The organism is Acinetobacter sp. YH12021 (assembly GCF_013420145.1).
Classification (GTDB): Bacteria; Pseudomonadota; Gammaproteobacteria; order Pseudomonadales; family Moraxellaceae; genus Acinetobacter; species Acinetobacter towneri.
On the sequence record NZ_VOYT01000004.1, the window covers coordinates 172,552 to 190,520 of the forward strand.

Annotated in this window: 20 protein-coding genes; 15 read left to right on the plus strand and 5 right to left on the minus strand. The window is 39.7% G+C overall.

The window, feature by feature from the left end; all coding sequences use genetic code 11:
• Positions 1 to 130 precede the first annotated feature (130 nt).
• The 9 genes from FTT91_RS05965 (at position 131) to trpB (ending at position 7,974) form a co-directional block, all read left to right on the plus strand.
• Entirely contained in the window at positions 131 to 1,318 is a 1,188-nt protein-coding gene (locus FTT91_RS05965) for an O-succinylhomoserine sulfhydrylase (RefSeq protein ID WP_180169140.1), read from the plus strand.
• Positions 1,319 to 1,349: 31 nt separating this feature from the next.
• Complete coding sequence (locus FTT91_RS05970; RefSeq protein WP_004976621.1) at positions 1,350 to 1,679, plus strand: YbaB/EbfC family nucleoid-associated protein; 330 nt, start codon at positions 1,350 to 1,352, stop codon at positions 1,677 to 1,679.
• A 10-nt stretch (positions 1,680 to 1,689) separates the two neighbouring features.
• Positions 1,690 to 2,286, plus strand: coding sequence for a recombination mediator RecR (gene recR / locus FTT91_RS05975; protein ID WP_019837914.1), 597 nt, complete (start codon positions 1,690 to 1,692; stop codon positions 2,284 to 2,286).
• 272 nt (positions 2,287 to 2,558) lie between these two features.
• Positions 2,559 to 3,701 carry an HRDC domain-containing protein gene (locus FTT91_RS05980; RefSeq protein WP_180169141.1) on the plus strand — a complete coding sequence of 381 codons (1,143 nt, stop codon included), beginning with the start codon at positions 2,559 to 2,561 and terminating at the stop codon, positions 3,699 to 3,701.
• A 169-nt stretch (positions 3,702 to 3,870) separates the two neighbouring features.
• Positions 3,871 to 4,179 (plus strand): YcgL domain-containing protein, encoded by a 309-nt coding sequence (locus FTT91_RS05985; protein WP_004976615.1) that lies wholly within the window; start codon positions 3,871 to 3,873, stop codon positions 4,177 to 4,179.
• 21 nt (positions 4,180 to 4,200) lie between these two features.
• Entirely contained in the window at positions 4,201 to 4,584 is a 384-nt protein-coding gene (locus FTT91_RS05990) for a hypothetical protein (RefSeq protein ID WP_180111971.1), read from the plus strand.
• 22 nt (positions 4,585 to 4,606) lie between these two features.
• On the plus strand, positions 4,607 to 5,458 hold the full coding sequence (locus FTT91_RS05995; protein ID WP_004976610.1) for a MoxR family ATPase: 852 nt from the start codon (positions 4,607 to 4,609) through the stop codon (positions 5,456 to 5,458).
• Between the two features lie 14 nt (positions 5,459 to 5,472).
• Positions 5,473 to 6,660 carry a VWA domain-containing protein gene (locus FTT91_RS06000; protein WP_180169142.1) on the plus strand — a complete coding sequence of 396 codons (1,188 nt, stop codon included), beginning with the start codon at positions 5,473 to 5,475 and terminating at the stop codon, positions 6,658 to 6,660.
• A gap of 105 nt (positions 6,661 to 6,765) precedes the next feature.
• Positions 6,766 to 7,974 (plus strand): tryptophan synthase subunit beta, encoded by a 1,209-nt coding sequence (trpB, locus tag FTT91_RS06005; protein WP_180169143.1) that lies wholly within the window; start codon positions 6,766 to 6,768, stop codon positions 7,972 to 7,974.
• Positions 7,975 to 8,066: 92 nt separating this feature from the next.
• Here the strand turns inward: trpB and FTT91_RS06010 are convergent, their stop codons facing one another.
• The 3 genes from FTT91_RS06010 to FTT91_RS06020 form a co-directional block, all read right to left on the minus strand.
• Positions 8,067 to 8,501, minus strand: a complete 435-nt coding sequence (locus tag FTT91_RS06010) for a CBS domain-containing protein (RefSeq protein ID WP_004976604.1) — start codon at positions 8,499 to 8,501, stop codon at positions 8,067 to 8,069.
• Between the two features lie 119 nt (positions 8,502 to 8,620).
• The gene (locus tag FTT91_RS06015) at positions 8,621 to 8,995 is read right to left on the minus strand and encodes a DUF2750 domain-containing protein (RefSeq protein ID WP_004976601.1); all 375 of its coding nucleotides are present in this window, start codon (positions 8,993 to 8,995) and stop codon (positions 8,621 to 8,623) included.
• Between the two features lie 151 nt (positions 8,996 to 9,146).
• The gene (locus tag FTT91_RS06020) at positions 9,147 to 9,380 is read right to left on the minus strand and encodes a hypothetical protein (protein WP_004976599.1); all 234 of its coding nucleotides are present in this window, start codon (positions 9,378 to 9,380) and stop codon (positions 9,147 to 9,149) included.
• Between the two features lie 219 nt (positions 9,381 to 9,599).
• Between FTT91_RS06020 and FTT91_RS06025 the strand changes: the two genes are divergently transcribed.
• Together FTT91_RS06025 and FTT91_RS06030 are read left to right on the plus strand one after the other, a co-directional pair.
• Complete coding sequence (locus FTT91_RS06025) at positions 9,600 to 9,959, plus strand: hypothetical protein (protein WP_004976597.1); 360 nt, start codon at positions 9,600 to 9,602, stop codon at positions 9,957 to 9,959.
• 126 nt (positions 9,960 to 10,085) lie between these two features.
• Complete coding sequence (locus FTT91_RS06030; RefSeq protein ID WP_004976594.1) at positions 10,086 to 10,403, plus strand: hypothetical protein; 318 nt, start codon at positions 10,086 to 10,088, stop codon at positions 10,401 to 10,403.
• Here the strand turns inward: FTT91_RS06030 and FTT91_RS06035 are convergent.
• The gene (locus FTT91_RS06035; RefSeq protein WP_004976592.1) at positions 10,300 to 11,940 is read right to left on the minus strand and encodes a pitrilysin family protein; all 1,641 of its coding nucleotides are present in this window, start codon (positions 11,938 to 11,940) and stop codon (positions 10,300 to 10,302) included. The two genes, FTT91_RS06030 and FTT91_RS06035, sit on opposite strands and share 104 nt — an antisense overlap.
• Positions 11,941 to 11,952: 12 nt before the next feature.
• Positions 11,953 to 13,302, minus strand: a complete 1,350-nt coding sequence (locus FTT91_RS06040; RefSeq protein WP_004976591.1) for a pitrilysin family protein — start codon at positions 13,300 to 13,302, stop codon at positions 11,953 to 11,955.
• Positions 13,303 to 13,473: 171 nt separating this feature from the next.
• Between FTT91_RS06040 and ftsY the strand changes: the two genes are divergently transcribed.
• From ftsY to FTT91_RS06060, 4 genes are all read left to right on the plus strand, one after another.
• Positions 13,474 to 14,580: a signal recognition particle-docking protein FtsY gene (ftsY, locus tag FTT91_RS06045; RefSeq protein ID WP_004976589.1), complete on the plus strand. Its 1,107-nt coding sequence runs from the start codon at positions 13,474 to 13,476 to the stop codon at positions 14,578 to 14,580.
• A 206-nt stretch (positions 14,581 to 14,786) separates the two neighbouring features.
• Entirely contained in the window at positions 14,787 to 15,473 is a 687-nt protein-coding gene (locus FTT91_RS06050) for a nitroreductase family protein (RefSeq protein ID WP_096901452.1), read from the plus strand.
• 588 nt (positions 15,474 to 16,061) lie between these two features.
• Positions 16,062 to 16,655, plus strand: a complete 594-nt coding sequence (locus FTT91_RS06055) for a nitroreductase family protein (RefSeq protein ID WP_004976581.1) — start codon at positions 16,062 to 16,064, stop codon at positions 16,653 to 16,655.
• A gap of 194 nt (positions 16,656 to 16,849) precedes the next feature.
• Positions 16,850 to 17,515, plus strand: a complete 666-nt coding sequence (locus tag FTT91_RS06060; RefSeq protein WP_179990191.1) for a DUF2057 domain-containing protein — start codon at positions 16,850 to 16,852, stop codon at positions 17,513 to 17,515.
• Positions 17,516 to 17,969 lie beyond the last annotated feature (454 nt).

Sequence of the window (17,969 nt, forward strand, 5' to 3'; positions counted from 1 at the left end):
CGCCGATTTGAATGAAGTCTAAGCGATATTTATACATTTTACCTTGACCTTAAATGCGCTTGGCGCTCAAAATGTTGGCAATTATTTAACAAACAGGTCTTAGGACTAAGTTTAGGGCTGAGCAGTAAAGATGAGTCAACACGACGACATTGAATATCAATTAGATACTTTGGCAATTCGTACCGGACACAACCGTACAATTGAAGGCGAACACAGTGAGCCAATTTTCCTGACTTCATCATTTGTTTGTGAAAATGCTGCCGATGCAGCTGCAAAATTCTCAGGTGAAATTGAAGGCAATACCTATTCACGTTATACCAATCCAACTGTACAGGCTTTTGAAAAACGCTTGGCAGTATTAGATGGTGCAGAACGTGCGGTTGCGACAAGTTCGGGTATGGCGGCCGTTCATGCGATCACTTTGGCTTATCTTAAAGCGGGTGATCATGTAGTCTGTTCACGTGCTGTCTTTGGCTCTATCATTTCACTATTTGAAAAATACGTGATGAAGTTTGGTGTCGATGTCACTTTTGTTGATTTAGAAGATTTAGACAGCTGGAAACAAGCCATTCGTCCAAACACACGTCTTTTATTTATTGAAACACCATCAAATCCATTGGCTCAGGTGGGTGACTTGCAAGCGATTGCCGATATTGCACATGCACATGGTGCGTTATTTGCGGTAGATAACACTTTCTGTACGCCCGTTTTACAACAACCAATTAAATTTGGTGCTGACCTAATTATCTACTCATCGACCAAATATATTGATGGGCAGGGACGTGCTTTAGGCGGCGCTGTGGTGGGCAAAGATAAACTGGTTGAAGAAATCAACGGTGTGATTCGTACTTTGGGTAACTCATTAAGTCCATTTAACGCATGGATTTTCTTAAAAGGTTTAGAAACTTTAAGCCTGCGGATGAAAGCACATTGCGCTAGCGCACAAAAACTTGCCGAGTGGCTAGATGCACATCCAAAAGTTGAAAAAGTGTATTATGCAGGTCTGCCGCATCATGCGGGGCATGAGTTGGCGAAAAAACAACAGTCTGGCTTTGGTGGTGTTGTATCTTTTGTGGTGAAAGGCGAGCGTGAAGGCGCGTGGACTGTGATTGACAACACACGCTTCCTATCTATCACCAGTAATTTAGGCGATGTAAAATCAACCATTACCCATCCTGCAACAACATCGCATGGCAGAATGACCCCAGAAGCCAAACAAGCAGCAGGTATCAGCGAAGGTTTAATTCGTGTTTCTGTTGGCTTGGAAGATATTGATGATATTATTCGCGACATCGAGCGCGGTTTAGACCTCATTTAAAACTAAATAGATCATTTGTTCGGAGATTTATATGAACATTAATATGTTGATGCAGCAAGCACAGCGCATGCAAAAAGAAGTGGAAAACAACATTAAAAAAGCCAAAGAAGAACTTGCGCAAACTGAAGTGCATGCAGAAGCAGGTGGTGGTTTAGTGAAAGTGACTATGACCTGCCGTAATGTGGTCAAACGCATTGAAATCAACCCTGAATTATTGCAAGACGATGCAGACATGATTGAAGATTTGATTGCCGCTGCAATGAATGATGCTGCCCGTCAAGCCGAAGCAATTTCTGAAGAAAAAATGAAGTCTGCAAACTCAGGCATGGGCTTGCCACCGGGCTTGGCAGGTTTATTCTAAGGAACGGCGTATGTTTAGTGATCGTTTTGATCAACTGGTACAAGCGCTACGCATTTTGCCAAGTGTTGGGCCAAAATCGGCTCAACGCATGGCATTGCACCTGATTATGAAAAATAGAGAAGGTGCAGTCGGTTTGGCTCATGCTTTGAACGAAGCCACTAGCTATATTCATGAATGTTCGATTTGTCATTCATTAACGGAAGATGAAGTCTGCAATATTTGTGCTTCGCATGACCGTGATGCACACTTACTTTGCGTGGTGGAATCTCCAGCCGATGTGATGGCCATTGAGCAAAGCGGTAGTTTTCGTGGAAAATACCATGTCTTGGGTGGGCATTTATCGCCTTTAGATGGTATTGGCCCAGATGAAATTGGCATTCCGTACTTGGTACAGCGTTTGAGTGATGGCAATATCACCGAAGTGATTTTAGCCACCAATGCAACCGTAGAAGGTCAGGCGACAGCACACTATTTGGTAGAAGCGACCAAACATTTGCCTGTGCAGATGACCCGTATCGCGCAAGGTGTGCCGCAAGGTGGCGAACTTGAATATGTCGATAGTCATACTTTAAGTCAGGCGGTGCATAATCGGATGCGAATGAAATAAGCATTTAGGTGCTTATTTCATGTGGATGTTTATTTCGCATGTGTGGCTATTTTATATGAATAATCAATTGATAAATCATCCACAAAAAGGATTACTTGCCTTTAAAGCCAATAAAAATCAAATTAAGATAAAAAAACGATAAAAAATTTAAATTTTCACTGTATCGACTTAGAAATAAGATAAAAATTGAAAATACTGGACATATTTTTATAGCTAAATGCTATTTAATGTTTAAAATGAACCCCTAGAGAATCCTGTTTTACCTGCTCGCTATGTTCCAATTTATTCACCAACAAAAAGACTTTGAAAATGTCTTGGCATTAATGAGCCAAAACAGCATTTATGGTTTAGACACCGAATTTATTAAGGTCGATACTTTATGGCCAAAATTGGGTGTATTCCAAATTAATGTGAATGATCAGGTCTATTTGTTAGATGGGACTTCGTTAAATTTAAGTGCATTTTGGGAAAAACTGTTTCAAGCGCAGCAAAATATTTTTCATGCCTGCGGTGAAGATGTTGATTTAATTTATCATTACGCGCAGCAAAAAAACTTAGATAACGTGTTTGATACCCAAGTTGGCATGTCATTTTTAGGGCATGGTTTACAAGTCAGTTATCAAAACGCTTTAAAAACCATGCTCAATGTCGATATTGATAAAGGGCAAACTCGCTCAGACTGGCTTGCACGTCCCTTGTCCGATGAGCAATTGAATTATGCGGCCAATGATGTGCTGTATTTAATGCAGTTGGCAGATAAAGTACAAAGTGATTTAAAACAGCAGCATTTACTTGATTTTGTGCAGGAAGATTGCCGTAATTTAACTCAGGAAATTGGTGAAGAAACCCCAATTGAATTGTTGTATCAAGACATTGGTAATTACCGTCATTCACGTCGTCAGCTTATGCAATTACAGCAATTGGCTGTTTGGCGTGAACAAATGGTCAAGGCACTGAATCAGCCACGTAGTTTTATTTTGCGTAATTCTAGTATGTTGGATTTAGTTGAAAAAAATCCACGTAATTCCTTCCAACTGAGTGGAATTAAAGATTTACGTCCGCATATTGCGCGTGAGCATGGCAAAACTATTTTAGATTTAATTAAATATTTGCCTGATCAATCACAATGGCCATTACGTATGGCGCGACCAATTCGTCATTCTTCAAAAGAAGTGGGCGAAAATGTAGAACAGGTGATTCAACGTGCCGTACAGGAAACTCAAATTCCAAAAGAAGTTTTGCTGCGTAAAAAATGGCTCAATGCGCTTTATCAGCATGTGGTATTTCATAACGATGAGCAAGATTTGCCTAACTATTTGTTAGGTTGGCGTTATGAATTACTCACCAAGCCTTTAATTGAAGTTTTACATGCCGACGAGCGTTATTTGTCTGGTCAGATGAAAGTTGCTGAATAAATCAAACCGATCCACATTTTAAATAAAGCCGTTTTTCACCTGAAAATGGATGAATTTTCACGCCATTCTTTGTTTGAGTGTAAACATAGACCAATGCGTTAATAATGGTTAATGTATCTCGGTTTTTTTTGTTGTATCCTTTGCCTGAGTTTTTAGAGTTTTGTTGTTTATGCACTGTTCAATTTATAAATCGAGCAAAAAAGATGAGATGTATTTATACATCGCCCGTCCTGAGCAAACTGAAGATCAAGCAGAAGCGTTTAACCCGCTAGAGGTTTTACCTGAGCCAATGCGAGTTGCATTTGGTCGTGCGACATTTGTAATGGATTTGCAACTGTCTGAAAGCCGTAAGTTGGCACGTGTGAATGTTTTGCATGTCATGGATTCTATTCAAACACGTGGCTTCTTTATTCAAGTGCCACCAGAAGGCTTAATTAACCCAAATGCCGTTGAACCAGAAGGTTTACGTGGTGCTTAAGCTTTATTCAGGAGTTGAGAAATGAATAGTGTGATGACTGGATTGGATTCAATTCCTGAAACTGCAATTGCTGTTTCTGTTTATTTGTTGGGGAGTGCCATTATTTTATGGTGCTGGTACGAAATTGCCAAACGCTTGCCCAATCCGTTAGGTGGTATCACTTGGATTGTGCTGTTTGCAATTTTACTTACCCCAACAGTATCAGAAGGCAGCAATGCAGCACTTGCCCCAGCCATCTTTGGACTTCTTTTTGGTGTTTTAACCAAAGAAACCCCATTGGTTTGGTCTAATTTATCTGCCATTTTATTTGTGATCGGTCTTGGCTTATTGATCGGTTATTTCTGGTCAAGATACCGTCTTAAACAAACGACTTATAAAGCCAAGAAAAATACCTCACCACTGTAACTAAAACAATTAAGGTAAAATCATGTCTGTTGATGCGCAACAATTTTCGGGTACAGATCAGTACATTGCGACTGATAGTTTAAAACTTGCGGTGAAAGCCGCACGTGCTTTGCAAAAACCGCTTTTGGTGAAAGGTGAGCCAGGTACAGGTAAAACCTTATTGGCAGAGCAAGTTGCTAAAAGTTTGGGTTTAAAGTTGATTACATGGCACATTAAATCGACCACCAAAGCGCAGCAAGGTTTATATGAATATGATGCAGTGTCGCGTTTGCGTGACAGCCAACTAGGCGATGACCGTGTGTATGACGTTAAAAACTATATTAAACCCGGGAAATTGTGGGAAGCATTTACCAGCGAAGAACGCTGTGTGTTGTTGATTGATGAAATTGACAAGGCAGATATTGAATTCCCAAATGACCTGCTACATGAACTCGATAAAATGTCGTTTTATGTTTATGAAACAGGCGAAACCATTACGGCAACACAACGTCCAATCGTGATCATCACATCAAATAATGAAAAAGAGCTGCCAGACGCTTTTTTACGTCGTTGTTTCTTCCATTATATTGATTTCCCAGATGAAGCGACCATGCGTGATATTATCGATGTGCATTTCCCGAATATTTCAAGCACATTGGTTTCAGAAGCTTTACAAGTTTTCTTTAAATTGCGCCAAGTTCCGGGCTTAAAAAAACCACCATCTACGTCTGAATTAATTGATTGGTTAAGCCTATTGATGGCAGATGACATGCCGGAAGATATTTTGCGTAATAGCGATAAAAGCAAAGCCATTCCGCCTTTATACGGTGCATTAATCAAAAATGAACAAGATGTGCAATTGCTTGAGCGTTTAGCCTTTATGTCGCGCCGTTAAGGGAGGACAACGCCATGTTCGTGCGCTTGTTTTATACCTTGCGACGTTACGGTGTACCTGTCACCACACGTGAATTGATTGACTTAAATCAGGCGGTGGCATCGGGTCTGGTTTTTGCAGATCAAGATGAATTCTATCAACTTGTTAAAACCGTCATGGTCAAAGATGAGCGTTTTTTTGACAAGTTTGACCGTGCCATGAAGGATTATTTTGATGGCATTTCCACTTTTGATTTAGATGATTTACTGCAGCAAGTTCATCAATTGCCTAAAGACTGGTTCGACTTAGAACTATTAGAAAAACATCTCACGCCAGAACAACGCGAAGAGCTGAAAAAAGCAGGTTCTTTAGAAGAATTGATGAAAATGCTGGAAGAGCGTTTACGCGAGCAGCATAAAAAGCATCAGGGTGGCAACCGTATGATTGGTACAGGCGGTACATCACCGTTTGGTGCTTTTGGTGATCATCCTGAAGGTGTACGCATTGGTGGGCCAGGACGTAAGCGTTCTGCAGTTAAAGTCTGGGAGCAGCGTCAATACCGCAATTTGGATGATGAGCAGATTTTAGGTACACGGCAAATGCAATTGGCTTTGCGCCGTTTACGCAAGTTTGCCCGTCAAGGTGCAGCGGAAGAGCTAGATATAGATGGCACCATCCGTGAAACTGCAAAGCAGGGCATTTTAGATGTGCAACTGGTTCCCGAACGCCGCAATCGTGTCAAAGTATTGATGCTATTTGATGTAGGCGGCTCTATGGATGCTCACATTGCCCAATGTGAAAAACTGTTTAGCGCAGCTAAAACTGAATTTAAAACCCTCGAATATTTTTATTTCCATAACTGCTTGTACGACTATGTCTGGAAAGACAATTTGCGCCGTAGCAGTACCCGTATGAACACGTGGGATTTGTTGAATACTTATGGACGCGACTATCGGGTAATTGTGGTGGGTGATGCCAGTATGGCACCTTATGAGTTAAATTCGATTGGTGGTTCGGTGGAATATATGAATGATGAGGCAGGGCAAGTTTGGTTACAGCGTCTGCGTCAGCATTTTGAAAAAACCGCATGGCTCAACCCAGAGCAGGAAGGTTATTGGCAATACACCCATACTATTGGTTTAATTAAACAAATTTTTGAACATCATATGTATCCAATGACTTTAAAAGGCATTGAAGATATGACTAAATATTTGGCGCGTTAAGCGTCATTTTCGTCAATATCACTCAACTTTTGAGTGATTGTTAGGCGAAGACTAAGTAAGTATAGACATGATAGGCAACGTGAATTTCAATCTGAGGGGATCGATATGGATCATCAAATCAATGGCATCGCATTACCGAATGAAGAAGGTTTTTTCGGGCAATATGGCGGGCAGTTTATTCCACCGCATTTAAAAGAAGCCATGGATGAAATTAACGTTGCTTATGAGGAAATTCGTAAAACGGTAGAATTTCAGAATGAATTAAAAGATTTGTTTGCTCACTATGTTGGCCGTCCAAGTCCTTTATTCCATGCCAAGCGTTTATCTGAACAGTTAGGTGGTGCGCAAATATATTTAAAGCGTGAAGATTTAAACCATACTGGTGCGCATAAAATTAACCACTGTTTGGGCGAGGCATTACTAGCCAAATATATGGGTAAAAGCAAAGTCATTGCAGAAACAGGTGCAGGACAGCACGGGGTAGCCTTGGCGACGGCATGTGCGTTGGTGGGGATTCCATGTGAAATTCACATGGGACAGGTAGATATTGAAAAAGAACACCCGAATGTGGTGAAAATGAAAATTCTAGGTGCCAACCTAATTTCAGTGACCCGCGGCACAGCCACTTTAAAAGATGCAGTGGATAGCGCTTTTGAAGAATATTTAAAAGACCCAAAAAACTTCATTTATGCAATTGGTTCTGTGGTTGGGCCACATCCATTTCCCAAAATGGTGCGTGATTTTCAATCTATTATTGGCGATGAAATTAAACTACAAAGCCAAGAGCGTTTTGGTGTAAACCCAGATTATATCGTAGCGTGTGTGGGTGGTGGTTCAAACGCAGTAGGTGCATTTACTGCTTTCTTAAATGATGCAGAAGTGAAACTTGTGGGTGTTGAGCCTGCAGGGCATGGTTTAGATACAGATCAACACTCTGCAACCCTAACTTTGGGTAAACCAGGCCAGCTTCACGGTATGGCGTGTTATGTACTTGAAGATGAACATGGTGAGCCATTGCCAGTGCACTCTATTGCCTCTGGTTTGGATTATCCAGGTGTGGGGCCGCAACATAGCTTCTTAAAAGACATTGGTCGCGTGGAGTATTCAACGGCAACTGACCAAGAATGTTTAGATGCCTTTATGACGTTGTCACGTGTAGAGGGTATTGTACCTGCTTTGGAAAGCTCACATGCGGTGGCGTGGGCATTACGTGAAGCACCAAAAATGGCAAAAAACGTGAAAATTGTGGTTAATCTTTCAGGTCGTGGTGATAAAGATTCAGACTATGTAGCAGAAAAATTAGGTTTGAATTAATTCTACTGAATATGAAAAACCGCCTAAATGTGTAAGTTTAGGCGGTTTTTTTATCTTTACTTTATATTTGGCAGGTTTTATAAAACAGTGTCTTAGCTTGCAATATATTGTTGTAACTGCTCGATCAGTTTGCGCTGATCATCCATAGTCGCTTTCACCAAGTCACCAATCGACACTAAACCTACCAACTGCTCACCTTCAAGTACAGGTAAGTGACGTAAATGATGGTCAGTAATTAAGTTTAAGCATTCTTTCACACTGGTGTTTTTGGTCACGGTCAGTACTTTAGCAGTCATAATTTCACTAACCGTTGTGCTTTTAGAAGTTCGTTCCATCAAAATAACTTTACGGGTGTAATCACGCTCAGACAGAATACCAACCACATGATTGTTTTGATCGGTAACCACCAACGCACCAATGCCTTTTTCAGCCATTAAACTAATTGCTTCTAAAACCGTTGCTTCTGGGCGAATTGTGTAAATTTCGTGATGTGCTTTATCTTGTAAAACGTGAGTTACCTTGGTCATATTCTGTGTCCTGATTTGTTGTTTATTGTTTGACTTTTAAAGTAACGTGAATTGTAAAAATTGCAAATACTTTAGAGTCACGATTGTTGATTTTTACGTCAATTCTATTCAGTTTTTATTTAAGCAATATTTAACGCAGGTTCATTAAAAAAGAAATGCTTCATTTGTGAAGTGGTCAGTTTAATTTTTTGACTTGACGAACCAAACAAGGTTGGCGTGACATTTAAACGGGTGAGCGTTGGTAATAAAAAAGTTTCAAAATCCTGCGCGGAAATTTTACGAGGACTATATTGTGGCCAGTGTTTAGCAGCATATTTATGCGCTTGTACCGCATTTAACCAAAAAGGGAAAATATAATCATCGTGATCTGAACTCATTGCCCAACCTTGATGGAATAAACCCCAAAGTACACCGCAGTACATCATTGATTTTAATAGTGTAACTTTAAGCAGAAAATCCTTTGGTAAAGGGTGGAGTTGGTTAATCTGATTCATAATCAAGCAAGGTTGTAAAATTTGGCTATATTGTAAAAAGAATTGATGAATATACCGTTTAAGCTTTGCTTAAAATCGTAAACAAATATGTATTTATGGTTGGAGCATCTAAAAAAAGGGTCAAAAAAAACGCCACCTAAGTGACGTTTTATTATGCTTGCATGGTGGCCATGTTTTGCCAGTATTGCGCTTTCAATGAATCACGTTCTACGCGGAAACCTTGATAATACAGTTCTGCTAAGAACATTGCCGCTTTACCATGTCCTGCACGTGCAGCTTCTTCGAGTTGTTTTACCGCGTCTTGGAAGTTCATTTGTGAATGAATCGTGTTTACTGCATTTGCATAAACATGCTCTAAGTCATGGTGAGAGATCGTTTGAATCATATTAAACTCCTTATTGTAATTATGATTACTTATTTAAGCCTACCTTTTAGGCTTCATATCAATTTAACGCTTTATTGTTAAACTAATATTACAATTTGATTGAATTGTCAAATAATTATCGGGGTTAATGAGCATATTTCAAGTTTACATGATTAAACATTGAACAAGTTTAATTTTGATTAAACTAAAGCTCTAAGCATGATAAAAAAGGAGAACAACATGACAAGATCCGTAGACGGATGTGCTTTTGATGTACCTCCATTGACTTCTCAAATTATTGAGTTGGCACATCATCACCGTAAAAAACTAGATGAGGTAATTTTCCGTCGAGATGTTCATTTAGGTGAATACTGCTTGGCGCAACGTAAACGTGTGGCTGACTTTGCTAAAACTTTAGAGCGAAGCGATCGTATAGAGTTTTATCGTAATTATGATGGTGAATTACTCCGTATTGCCGATGAAGATGAACTGCATCCTGCCGAAGCAGAGGGCGGTGTCAGTGTATTTGCTATTTTCTTGGTGCTTGCAGTCATTGCATTGGTTTTATACTTTGCGGTAATTCGTGGCACGATTGGCTAAAGCTAAATCCTTTGTAGAATTTGTAGAAAAAGGCTCAATTTTTACTGTGACGATACAGTAAAATTGAGCTGTTTAACTTGTACATCTCACAAGGGCATCCTACACTAAGGCGATTAGAGGTAGGTCATGCACAACGCAATTCAAAAAACGATTCAATTTATTTCTCAACTGAAACTCGAGCAAATTTATAATATTGTTGTGCTGAGTATCATTTTTATTATTTTAACTTTAGCAAGTGTTGCGCTTTATCGCCCAGTTGGGGTGCAACAATTTCAAAATGTTGAGCGTTTGTCACAACAATCTATGTATGCCAATACCCAAGACATGGCAGTTCATTTACTCAATCAACGTCCGATTCGTTATGTGCATTATTTAAAGTTGATGCAGGCACATCAAATGGAGCAAGATCGGGCTCAACAACTTCCTGCCTTGGTGCAAGAGTAATTTTTTCTGTTGGCATGTTATTCATATTGTGCGGTGTCGGTGTTAAAGATGTTGGTGCGAGTAAATTGTCCTGCAGCATTTTTACCAATGCGGCTTTATCTAAATGTTCGCTCACAATTACTAAAGTTAAACGATCAGGATGCAAATGTTTGCGAATTGCACGTTGCACATCTTCAGCGGTAACTTTTTCCACTCGTTCTGCATAATCACTTAAATAATTTGCAGGAAGTCGATAAAAACCGATGTGCCCAAGCTGGGCATTAATACTGGCATTGCTGCTGTATTGATTCGGAAATGCACGAATTAAACCTGCTTTGGTTTCTTTTAATTGTTCTAAATTCATAGGTTGTTGTACAAACTGAATTAAGCTCTGGTGAGCGACTTGAATACTATCGAGTAACTGATCTTGGCGCGTAGAATAGCCTAAGCTAAACAAACCCGCTGCTTGGGTAAAACGAAACGAACTGCTAACACCGTAAGTGTAGCCACGTTTTACTCGTAATTCTTTCATCAAAATTGAATTGAAACTGCTGCCGCCCAGCATTTTATTGGCAATTTCTAAAGCCAAATAGTCAGGATCATCCCGTGTAGTCGCAAGTTGTGCAATACTGACATGCGCCTGTTGTGACCGGTAGGGAATATGCTGGATGTTGAAACGTGTTGCAGGTGTAGGCTGTGGCAAAGCTGTTGCTGCAACACCTTGGGCAATATGTGCGCTGATGGTATTGGCAAGTTTTTCTGCTTCTTTTAAGGTTAATTTGCCTGTAATGGCAATGTTCATATTTTGCGCGACCAGAAACTGATCTCTAAATTGTTGTAAGTGCTTTGGTTGAATCCGTTTGATGCTGCCATTGGTGCCTGTAATGGGTTCTGAATAGGCATGTTGTCCGTAAATTGCGCGATATAAGCGAATATTCATTAAACGGCTTGGATTTTCTTGCAGTTGTTTTTGCCCAATTTGTGTATTGCTTTGCACACGCTGGATATTAGAACGCTCAAAAGTTGCATGTTTCAGTATTTCCAGCATCATTTTGACGGCAGTTTGCATTTTCTGCGGATCAGACAGTGTTCTTAGCCGTACCACAAACATATCGCGGTACGCCGTGGTACTAAAACGTGCGCCTGTGGTTTCAAAGGCTGCGGCAATTTCCTCTGCCTTATAACGCTTGGTGCCTTCATCAATCAGTTGGGCTGCCATATTGGCAACGCCAAATAAACCTTTTTCAATTTCTGCATCGCGGGCAGAACCTGCATTAAAAGTCAGTTGGATATCAACCATTGGCAAAGCAGGATTTTCGACAAATAAAGTGCGTACGTGTCGATGATTTTTTAATTCATATACCTGTGGAGCGCGAACATCGACCAATTCATTTACGGCATTTAAACTGTGCAGCAAGCTCAAAGATTGTAAAGGCGTACTTACATCTGTTTCAGCAAAATCATGCGCTGCTGTGGTGGCAGTTTCCATCGCAAAGCCAGCAGAACATAGGCTAAAACTAGTGCTTAAAATAAGCGTGCTGAATAGATGTTTTTTCATGAAAATCACAGTTTAAGGTGTTGTGCTTTGAGGTAATAAATACAAGGTGCTAAGTCTGTCTTTGTTAAAGTAACTTTGCGCAACACGTTGCAGATCCTGGGCAGTAATCGCTTGTAAGTGTTGTGGTAAAACATCGATTAAACGGTGACTGAATCCATTGACTTCCAAATTGCCAATGGTTCGGGCTTGTCCTGCCAAATCATCCTGACTATAAATCCAATTGGCCACAAATTGAGTCACCACGCGCTCAATTTCACTTGAATTGACCAAATCCTGTTTTAGCGTATCCACTTCGTTTTGAATCGCGACCTGTGCTTCGCTTAACGTTACACCTGCTGCAGGCAATGCTGAAATACTAAACAAACTATCCCCACGTTGATACGGGTCATAACTGACACTGACTGAGCTAAGAATCTTATTGTTTCTGACCAAGCGCTGTTCTAAACGTGAAGTAATTCCACTGTCTAACAGTTGTTTGATGATAGTGAGCGCGAAGGCATCTTGAGGATTTTTAGCTGTTGCCAATGAACCGACATTCCAAGCCATATATAAATTAGGAACTTGCACAGTCGCAGACAATTCCATGTGCCGATAACCTAATTGTTCAAACTCCAACACATCATTGCGCGGTGGCGTAGGTGCTTTCGGAATATCTCCAAAATACTTTTGGACTTGCAACAATGCGGCTTGATGATCTACATCGCCCACAATCACTAGAATAGCATTATTGGGGCGATACCATTTTTTGTACCACGCCTGTACATCTTGCAGCTGAATGCTTTGCAAGTTTTTCATGTGCCCAATAATGGGTTGGCGATAATGACTGGTTGGGTAGGCAATCCATTTAAAGCGTTCAAAAGCCAAAGCCCGTGGATTATCATCGGTACGTTGCCGCCGTTCTTCCATCACCACCTTAATTTCAGGCTCAAAGTCTTGTTGGCGAAGTAACAAATTACTCATTCTGTCGGCTTCCAACTCTAAAGCCAGTGGGAAATAAGTTTTGGGATAGAGCTGATAATAATTCGTGTAATTGGTAAAGGTTGCTGCATTGACACTGCCACCATAAATACGACTTAAACGGGTAAATTCATCATTCGGCACCTTGGCTGTACCTTTAAACATCATGTGTTCAAGTACGTGCGAAATCCCAAGTGTATTTCCGGACTCATCGCTACTGCCCACTTTGTACCAAATTTGAGTCATCACCATGGGAGAACGATGGTCTTCACGGATAATGACTTTTAAACCATTGTTGAGTGTGGTTTCAAAAGTGTTATTCGCAGCTAAAACTTCAGCATGGCTAATCGAAGCTGTTAAACCCCAAAGCAACGCACAAACAGACTTCATCGAAAATTGGAACATAAGCAAGTGGAGATCAATCGTTATCGGCTTATCTTTCAGAAATTAAAGCGGAAAGGCAAGGATTGCTGTAGGTATTTTTTGTATGCGGCTATGTGGTTGGAATACGAGGTAAAAGCAATTGGTTTATGTTAGAATCCGATTTTTTAACGCAATGCTTTTCAAGGATTCGGCATGCAACAGCAATCTAATGGGCAAAATAAATTTTTGATTGATGCTGATATCGGAGATGATGATGTCACATTACCGAATTTACCAGCGGTAAATATTCCGATTGTTGAAACAACACCTCTACAACAAGCAGAAACCTCTGAACATGCTGCAGAAACATCATCAGACACGGATGCGCCTGCGAAAGGTGGTTTCTTTAGTCGCATGAAAGAAGGGTTAACCAAAACCCGTAAAAACTTTGCCGATGGCATGGTGAATATTCTGATTGGCGGTAAAGAAATTGATGATGAATTATTAGAAGAAGTCGAAGAACAACTGTTGGTTGCAGATATTGGTGTAGATGCAACGAAAACCATTATTGCCAATTTGACCGAGCGTACTGCGCGTGGCGACTTAATTTATTCACATTCTTTATATAAGGCTTTGCAAGAAGAATTAGTGGCTTTGCTTGCGCCACGGGTAAAACCTTTACATATTGATGCCAATAAAACCCCTTATGTGATTTTAGTCGTGGGTGTGAATGGTGTAGGTAAAACCACAACCATTGGCAAGTTAGCGAAACGCTTACAAGGCGAAGGTAAAAAAGTCATGTTGGCCGCAGGGGATACTTTCCGTGCTGCAGCGACAGAACAATTGCAGATTTGGGGTGAGCGTAACGATGTTGCCGTTGTTGCACAAGGTCACGGTGCAGACAGTGCTTCTGTTATTTTCGATGCGTTTGAAAGTGCGCGTGCCAAAGGCATTGATGTGTTAATTGCAGATACTGCTGGACGTTTGCATAACAAAAGCAACCTGATGCAAGAATTGACTAAAGTTAAGCGTGTGATGCAAAAAATTGATGCGACTGCACCGCATGAAGTGATGTTGGTCGTAGATGCAGGCACAGGTCAAAATGCCATTAACCAAGTGGAAATGTTTGATGAGGCTGTTGGCTTAACAGGCATCACCATCACTAAACTGGATGGTACGGCAAAAGGTGGCGTGTTATTTAACATTGCAAGCCGTAGCCATGTGCCAATTCGCTTTATTGGTGTGGGTGAAAAAATTGACGATTTACGTCCATTCTCAGCCAAAGCATTTGTTGCAGCACTGTTTGAAACTGAAAAATAAGTTTTAAAATAAGTTTAAAGCTAAAATGTAAAAATGCTGTAAGTTTCACACAAACTCCGCAAAATGCGGAGTTTGTGGTTTTTAGCGGGTTTGAGTGTTGTAAAAAGCAGCAGCTAAAAATACGAATGTGAATAAAAGCACTTTCGTCTATATAGAATAAGAAAAAATATTAGATTGATTTTGATTGATTTTTTGGGGAAGTCAAAATGACACTGTTAAATAAAATTGGTCATGTGCTTACGGCAGATATCACGAAAGACTTTAAGCTTAAGAAAAAGCCGAACTATGACGCAAATGAACTGACTTTCATCGATCAATTAAAAAAGCGCCGTAGTATTTATGCTTTAGGAAAACGCGTTCATTTTAGCCAAACTTATATGACCGAGCTGATTCAGGAAGCTGTGCGTAGCTGTCCATCGGCACATCATTCACAAAGTACGCGCGTGGTTATTTTATTTTCTGAATCACATAAAAAATTTTGGAATTTAGTACAGGAAGTACAACGTCAGTTTGTACCAGAGCAGGTTTTTGCAGGTACTAAAATGAAAATCGAACAATGTGCAGCAGCTTTTGGCACGGTATTGTTCTATGAAGATCAACAAGTGATTCGTCAATTGCAAAAGAAAATTCCATTTAATGCTGCAGAATTTCCAATTTGGTCGGAGCAAACTTCAGGCATGGCGCAATTTGCAGTGTGGACAGCATTGGCAGATTCAGGCGTGGGTGCATCTTTACAGCATTATAATCCAAACATAGACCGTGCTGTGGCAGAGCATTTTGATATTCCAGATACATGGTTGTTACGTTCACAACTCGTTTTTGGATCAATTGAAGAAGAAGTAACCGAACGGAGTCATGCACACTATCAAAATCAATTTAAAGTCTATGCTTAAATAACAGCATTTGATGAAGATTGGTCAAATCAGCTTATTATTATGTGCTACAAAGAGCGAACCGCAGCATATTTATATTGCAATAGACTATATCTATAGAATAAAAGGTAATAGGGTCTGTTGACACTTCGTCTATGTTTGCGACGTGAGAGATATATCTCGCAAGGTTTTTTAGCTGATATAAGGCATGAGGCAGGAAATTTAGTCATTCTAAATGACTGACTCATAACTTAATAGCAGCAAAAAATATGCTCGTCCTTCGCTGCGCCTTGCGCTGCAAACAAAGCAGTGCTTGTTTTTGCTCAGGCTGTGGCTAAAACTTTCTCAGATTGCGTTATGAAACTTGGCAATAGTCTCGCTATTCCCTGCGTTTCATGCCTGATCTGCTCAGTTTTAGCCTACAGCGCAAGCCATTTATGAAATGTCAACAGACCCTAAATGCAGTCACATACATTTGTCACTTTATATAACTATAATCGTTCTATACATAAAACACACTGTCGTATTTTTTGTAATGTTTATGCTGAATAAAAAGCTTAATATCGCTGTATCAATTAATTTATACAAAATTCTGCAGAGGAATTAAAAATGTCATTTTTAAATCAATTAGAAAAACGCCGTTCAATCTATGCACTTGGTAAAAATGTTTCTGTAGATCAGGCAACTATTGAAAGTACAATCAAACAAGCAGTTCGTTTAAGCCCATCTGCATTTAACTCGCAAACTTCACGTGTTGTGACTTTATACGGTGCATCGCATACACAATTTTGGAACATCGTTTTAGAAACTTTACATAAAATGGTTCCTGCAGAAGCATTTGCAAACACTGAAGCAAAAATTAATAGCTTTATTGCAGGTTTTGGTACAGCTTTATTTTTTGAAGATCAAGATGTTGTAAAAGGTCTACAAGAGCAATTCCCGCTATATGCAGACAACTTCCCAGTATGGTCAGAACATTCGACAGGGATTGCACAATTCGCAGCGTGGACAGCTTTATCTGAAATCAATGTGGGTGCATCATTACAGCACTACAATCCAATCGTAGATGAAGAAGTTGCGCAAACTTATGACATTCCTGCAAACTGGAAACTACGTGCACAATTAGTGTTTGGTTCAATTGAAGCACCTGCTGGTGAAAAAACATTTATGGATGATGCAGCACGTTTCAAAAGCTTTAACTAAGCTCTAGCAACACATACTGCACAGACAAAAAAGTAGGATGATGATTCATCCTACTTTTTTGTTTCTGGGGGTAGTGATGTGCCTTACAACTTACTTATTCATGTGCAAATGCCTAAACCCATGAATTGTCATAAAACTGTCATTTATACATTGCATAGTGCAATCAAACTTTAATAAATGATATAGAGTGAAATATGGCATTTAAATTAGGCATAGCAAGTATTGCATTGATGGCTTGTAGTTCAGCATTTTCAGCAGTAACTATTGCAGTACCTGAAGAAATTAAGTTGCTCGCTGTAAATGACCAACAAATTCGTTCAGGTTTATTCAGTTCTGCACAGCAAGTGAAAGTCAATGCGGGTGAAAATGTCATTAACTTGCGTTATCAACAATATTTTGAACATCATAATGGTGCGCACGATATTTTAAAATCAGGCGTCATTACACTCAAAACCCCAATTCTTCAAGATGGCGAAAACTATCGACTCGCTTTGGTAAATCCACCTAAAGACTTCGATGCTGCAAAAGAATTCAAAGATCAACCAAGCGTTGGCTTATATAATCAAAAGAATCAATTGTTGGTGCAACAAACAGGTGCCAAAGCAAGTTCAACTGGTTGGTTAGGTGGTAGTTGGCTTAATAAAACTTTAGATACCACTCAAAACAGTGCTGCAATCAATCAACCAGCAGCAGTTTATACCGCGGCAGCAGTTTTGCCATCTGAGGAAACCACCTCAGCAACATTGCCTACAGCAAAACAAACACAGGGCAAAGAGCAACAATTGATTCAATTGTGGCAACAAGCTAGTAAAGTAGAGCGACAAAAATTTATGTCATGGCTTGCAGAACAAGCTAATTAATGTAGATTTGCAACCAGCCTAACTGAGCTGGTTGTTTTTTATTATCGCTTTAAAAGGATTTATTTAAAAAACCAATTTAGTAACGTGCGAAAAAAAAGACAAATTATAAGAAAAGTGTGATAAAAATATGAAATACGCTTAAAACTTAGACGAATGGTATTTTTTTTGAAAAAAACCTAAAAAACATATTGCGTCTATTCAAAAACTGTATAGAATACGCAACACACCAACGCAGTGTTGATTGAGTTGGTGCTGTTATTGACGAAATAACAGAAAATCATTAAGAGATTATGAAGAACAACTTGTGTGGATTTTTACTGATTGATCGATCGAAAATATTTCATTGATTGATTGGTTTAAATTACTCGAAGTTTATTTGAGCGAAATTTAAGTCAGAAAATTGATGAGCCAGATTTGGAAGTTTAGATTAAAACTTCAAAATGATTTTAACTGA

Excerpts from the sequence above, each read along its gene's own strand:
- FTT91_RS06060 (WP_179990191.1), top strand. The coding sequence starts at position 16,850 with ATGGCATTTAAATTAGGCATAGCAAGTATTGCATTGATGGCTTGTAGT.
- FTT91_RS05985 (WP_004976615.1), top strand. The coding sequence starts at position 3,871 with ATGCACTGTTCAATTTATAAATCGAGCAAAAAAGATGAGATGTATTTA.
- FTT91_RS05995 (WP_004976610.1), top strand. The coding sequence starts at position 4,607 with ATGTCTGTTGATGCGCAACAATTTTCGGGTACAGATCAGTACATTGCG.
- FTT91_RS05970 (WP_004976621.1), top strand. The coding sequence starts at position 1,350 with ATGAACATTAATATGTTGATGCAGCAAGCACAGCGCATGCAAAAAGAA.
- FTT91_RS06015 (WP_004976601.1), bottom strand. The coding sequence starts at position 8,995 with ATGAATCAGATTAACCAACTCCACCCTTTACCAAAGGATTTTCTGCTT.
- FTT91_RS06000 (WP_180169142.1), top strand. The coding sequence starts at position 5,473 with ATGTTCGTGCGCTTGTTTTATACCTTGCGACGTTACGGTGTACCTGTC.
- FTT91_RS05990 (WP_180111971.1), top strand. The coding sequence starts at position 4,201 with ATGAATAGTGTGATGACTGGATTGGATTCAATTCCTGAAACTGCAATT.
- ftsY (WP_004976589.1), top strand. The coding sequence starts at position 13,474 with ATGCAACAGCAATCTAATGGGCAAAATAAATTTTTGATTGATGCTGAT.
- FTT91_RS06010 (WP_004976604.1), bottom strand. The coding sequence starts at position 8,501 with ATGACCAAGGTAACTCACGTTTTACAAGATAAAGCACATCACGAAATT.
- FTT91_RS05965 (WP_180169140.1), top strand. The coding sequence starts at position 131 with ATGAGTCAACACGACGACATTGAATATCAATTAGATACTTTGGCAATT.
- FTT91_RS06050 (WP_096901452.1), top strand. The coding sequence starts at position 14,787 with ATGACACTGTTAAATAAAATTGGTCATGTGCTTACGGCAGATATCACG.
- FTT91_RS06025 (WP_004976597.1), top strand. The coding sequence starts at position 9,600 with ATGACAAGATCCGTAGACGGATGTGCTTTTGATGTACCTCCATTGACT.
- FTT91_RS06020 (WP_004976599.1), bottom strand. The coding sequence starts at position 9,380 with ATGATTCAAACGATCTCTCACCATGACTTAGAGCATGTTTATGCAAAT.
- FTT91_RS06030 (WP_004976594.1), top strand. The coding sequence starts at position 10,086 with ATGCACAACGCAATTCAAAAAACGATTCAATTTATTTCTCAACTGAAA.
- recR (WP_019837914.1), top strand. The coding sequence starts at position 1,690 with ATGTTTAGTGATCGTTTTGATCAACTGGTACAAGCGCTACGCATTTTG.
- trpB (WP_180169143.1), top strand. The coding sequence starts at position 6,766 with ATGGATCATCAAATCAATGGCATCGCATTACCGAATGAAGAAGGTTTT.
- FTT91_RS05980 (WP_180169141.1), top strand. The coding sequence starts at position 2,559 with ATGTTCCAATTTATTCACCAACAAAAAGACTTTGAAAATGTCTTGGCA.
- FTT91_RS06055 (WP_004976581.1), top strand. The coding sequence starts at position 16,062 with ATGTCATTTTTAAATCAATTAGAAAAACGCCGTTCAATCTATGCACTT.
- FTT91_RS06040 (WP_004976591.1), bottom strand. The coding sequence starts at position 13,302 with ATGTTCCAATTTTCGATGAAGTCTGTTTGTGCGTTGCTTTGGGGTTTA.
- FTT91_RS06035 (WP_004976592.1), bottom strand. The coding sequence starts at position 11,940 with ATGAAAAAACATCTATTCAGCACGCTTATTTTAAGCACTAGTTTTAGC.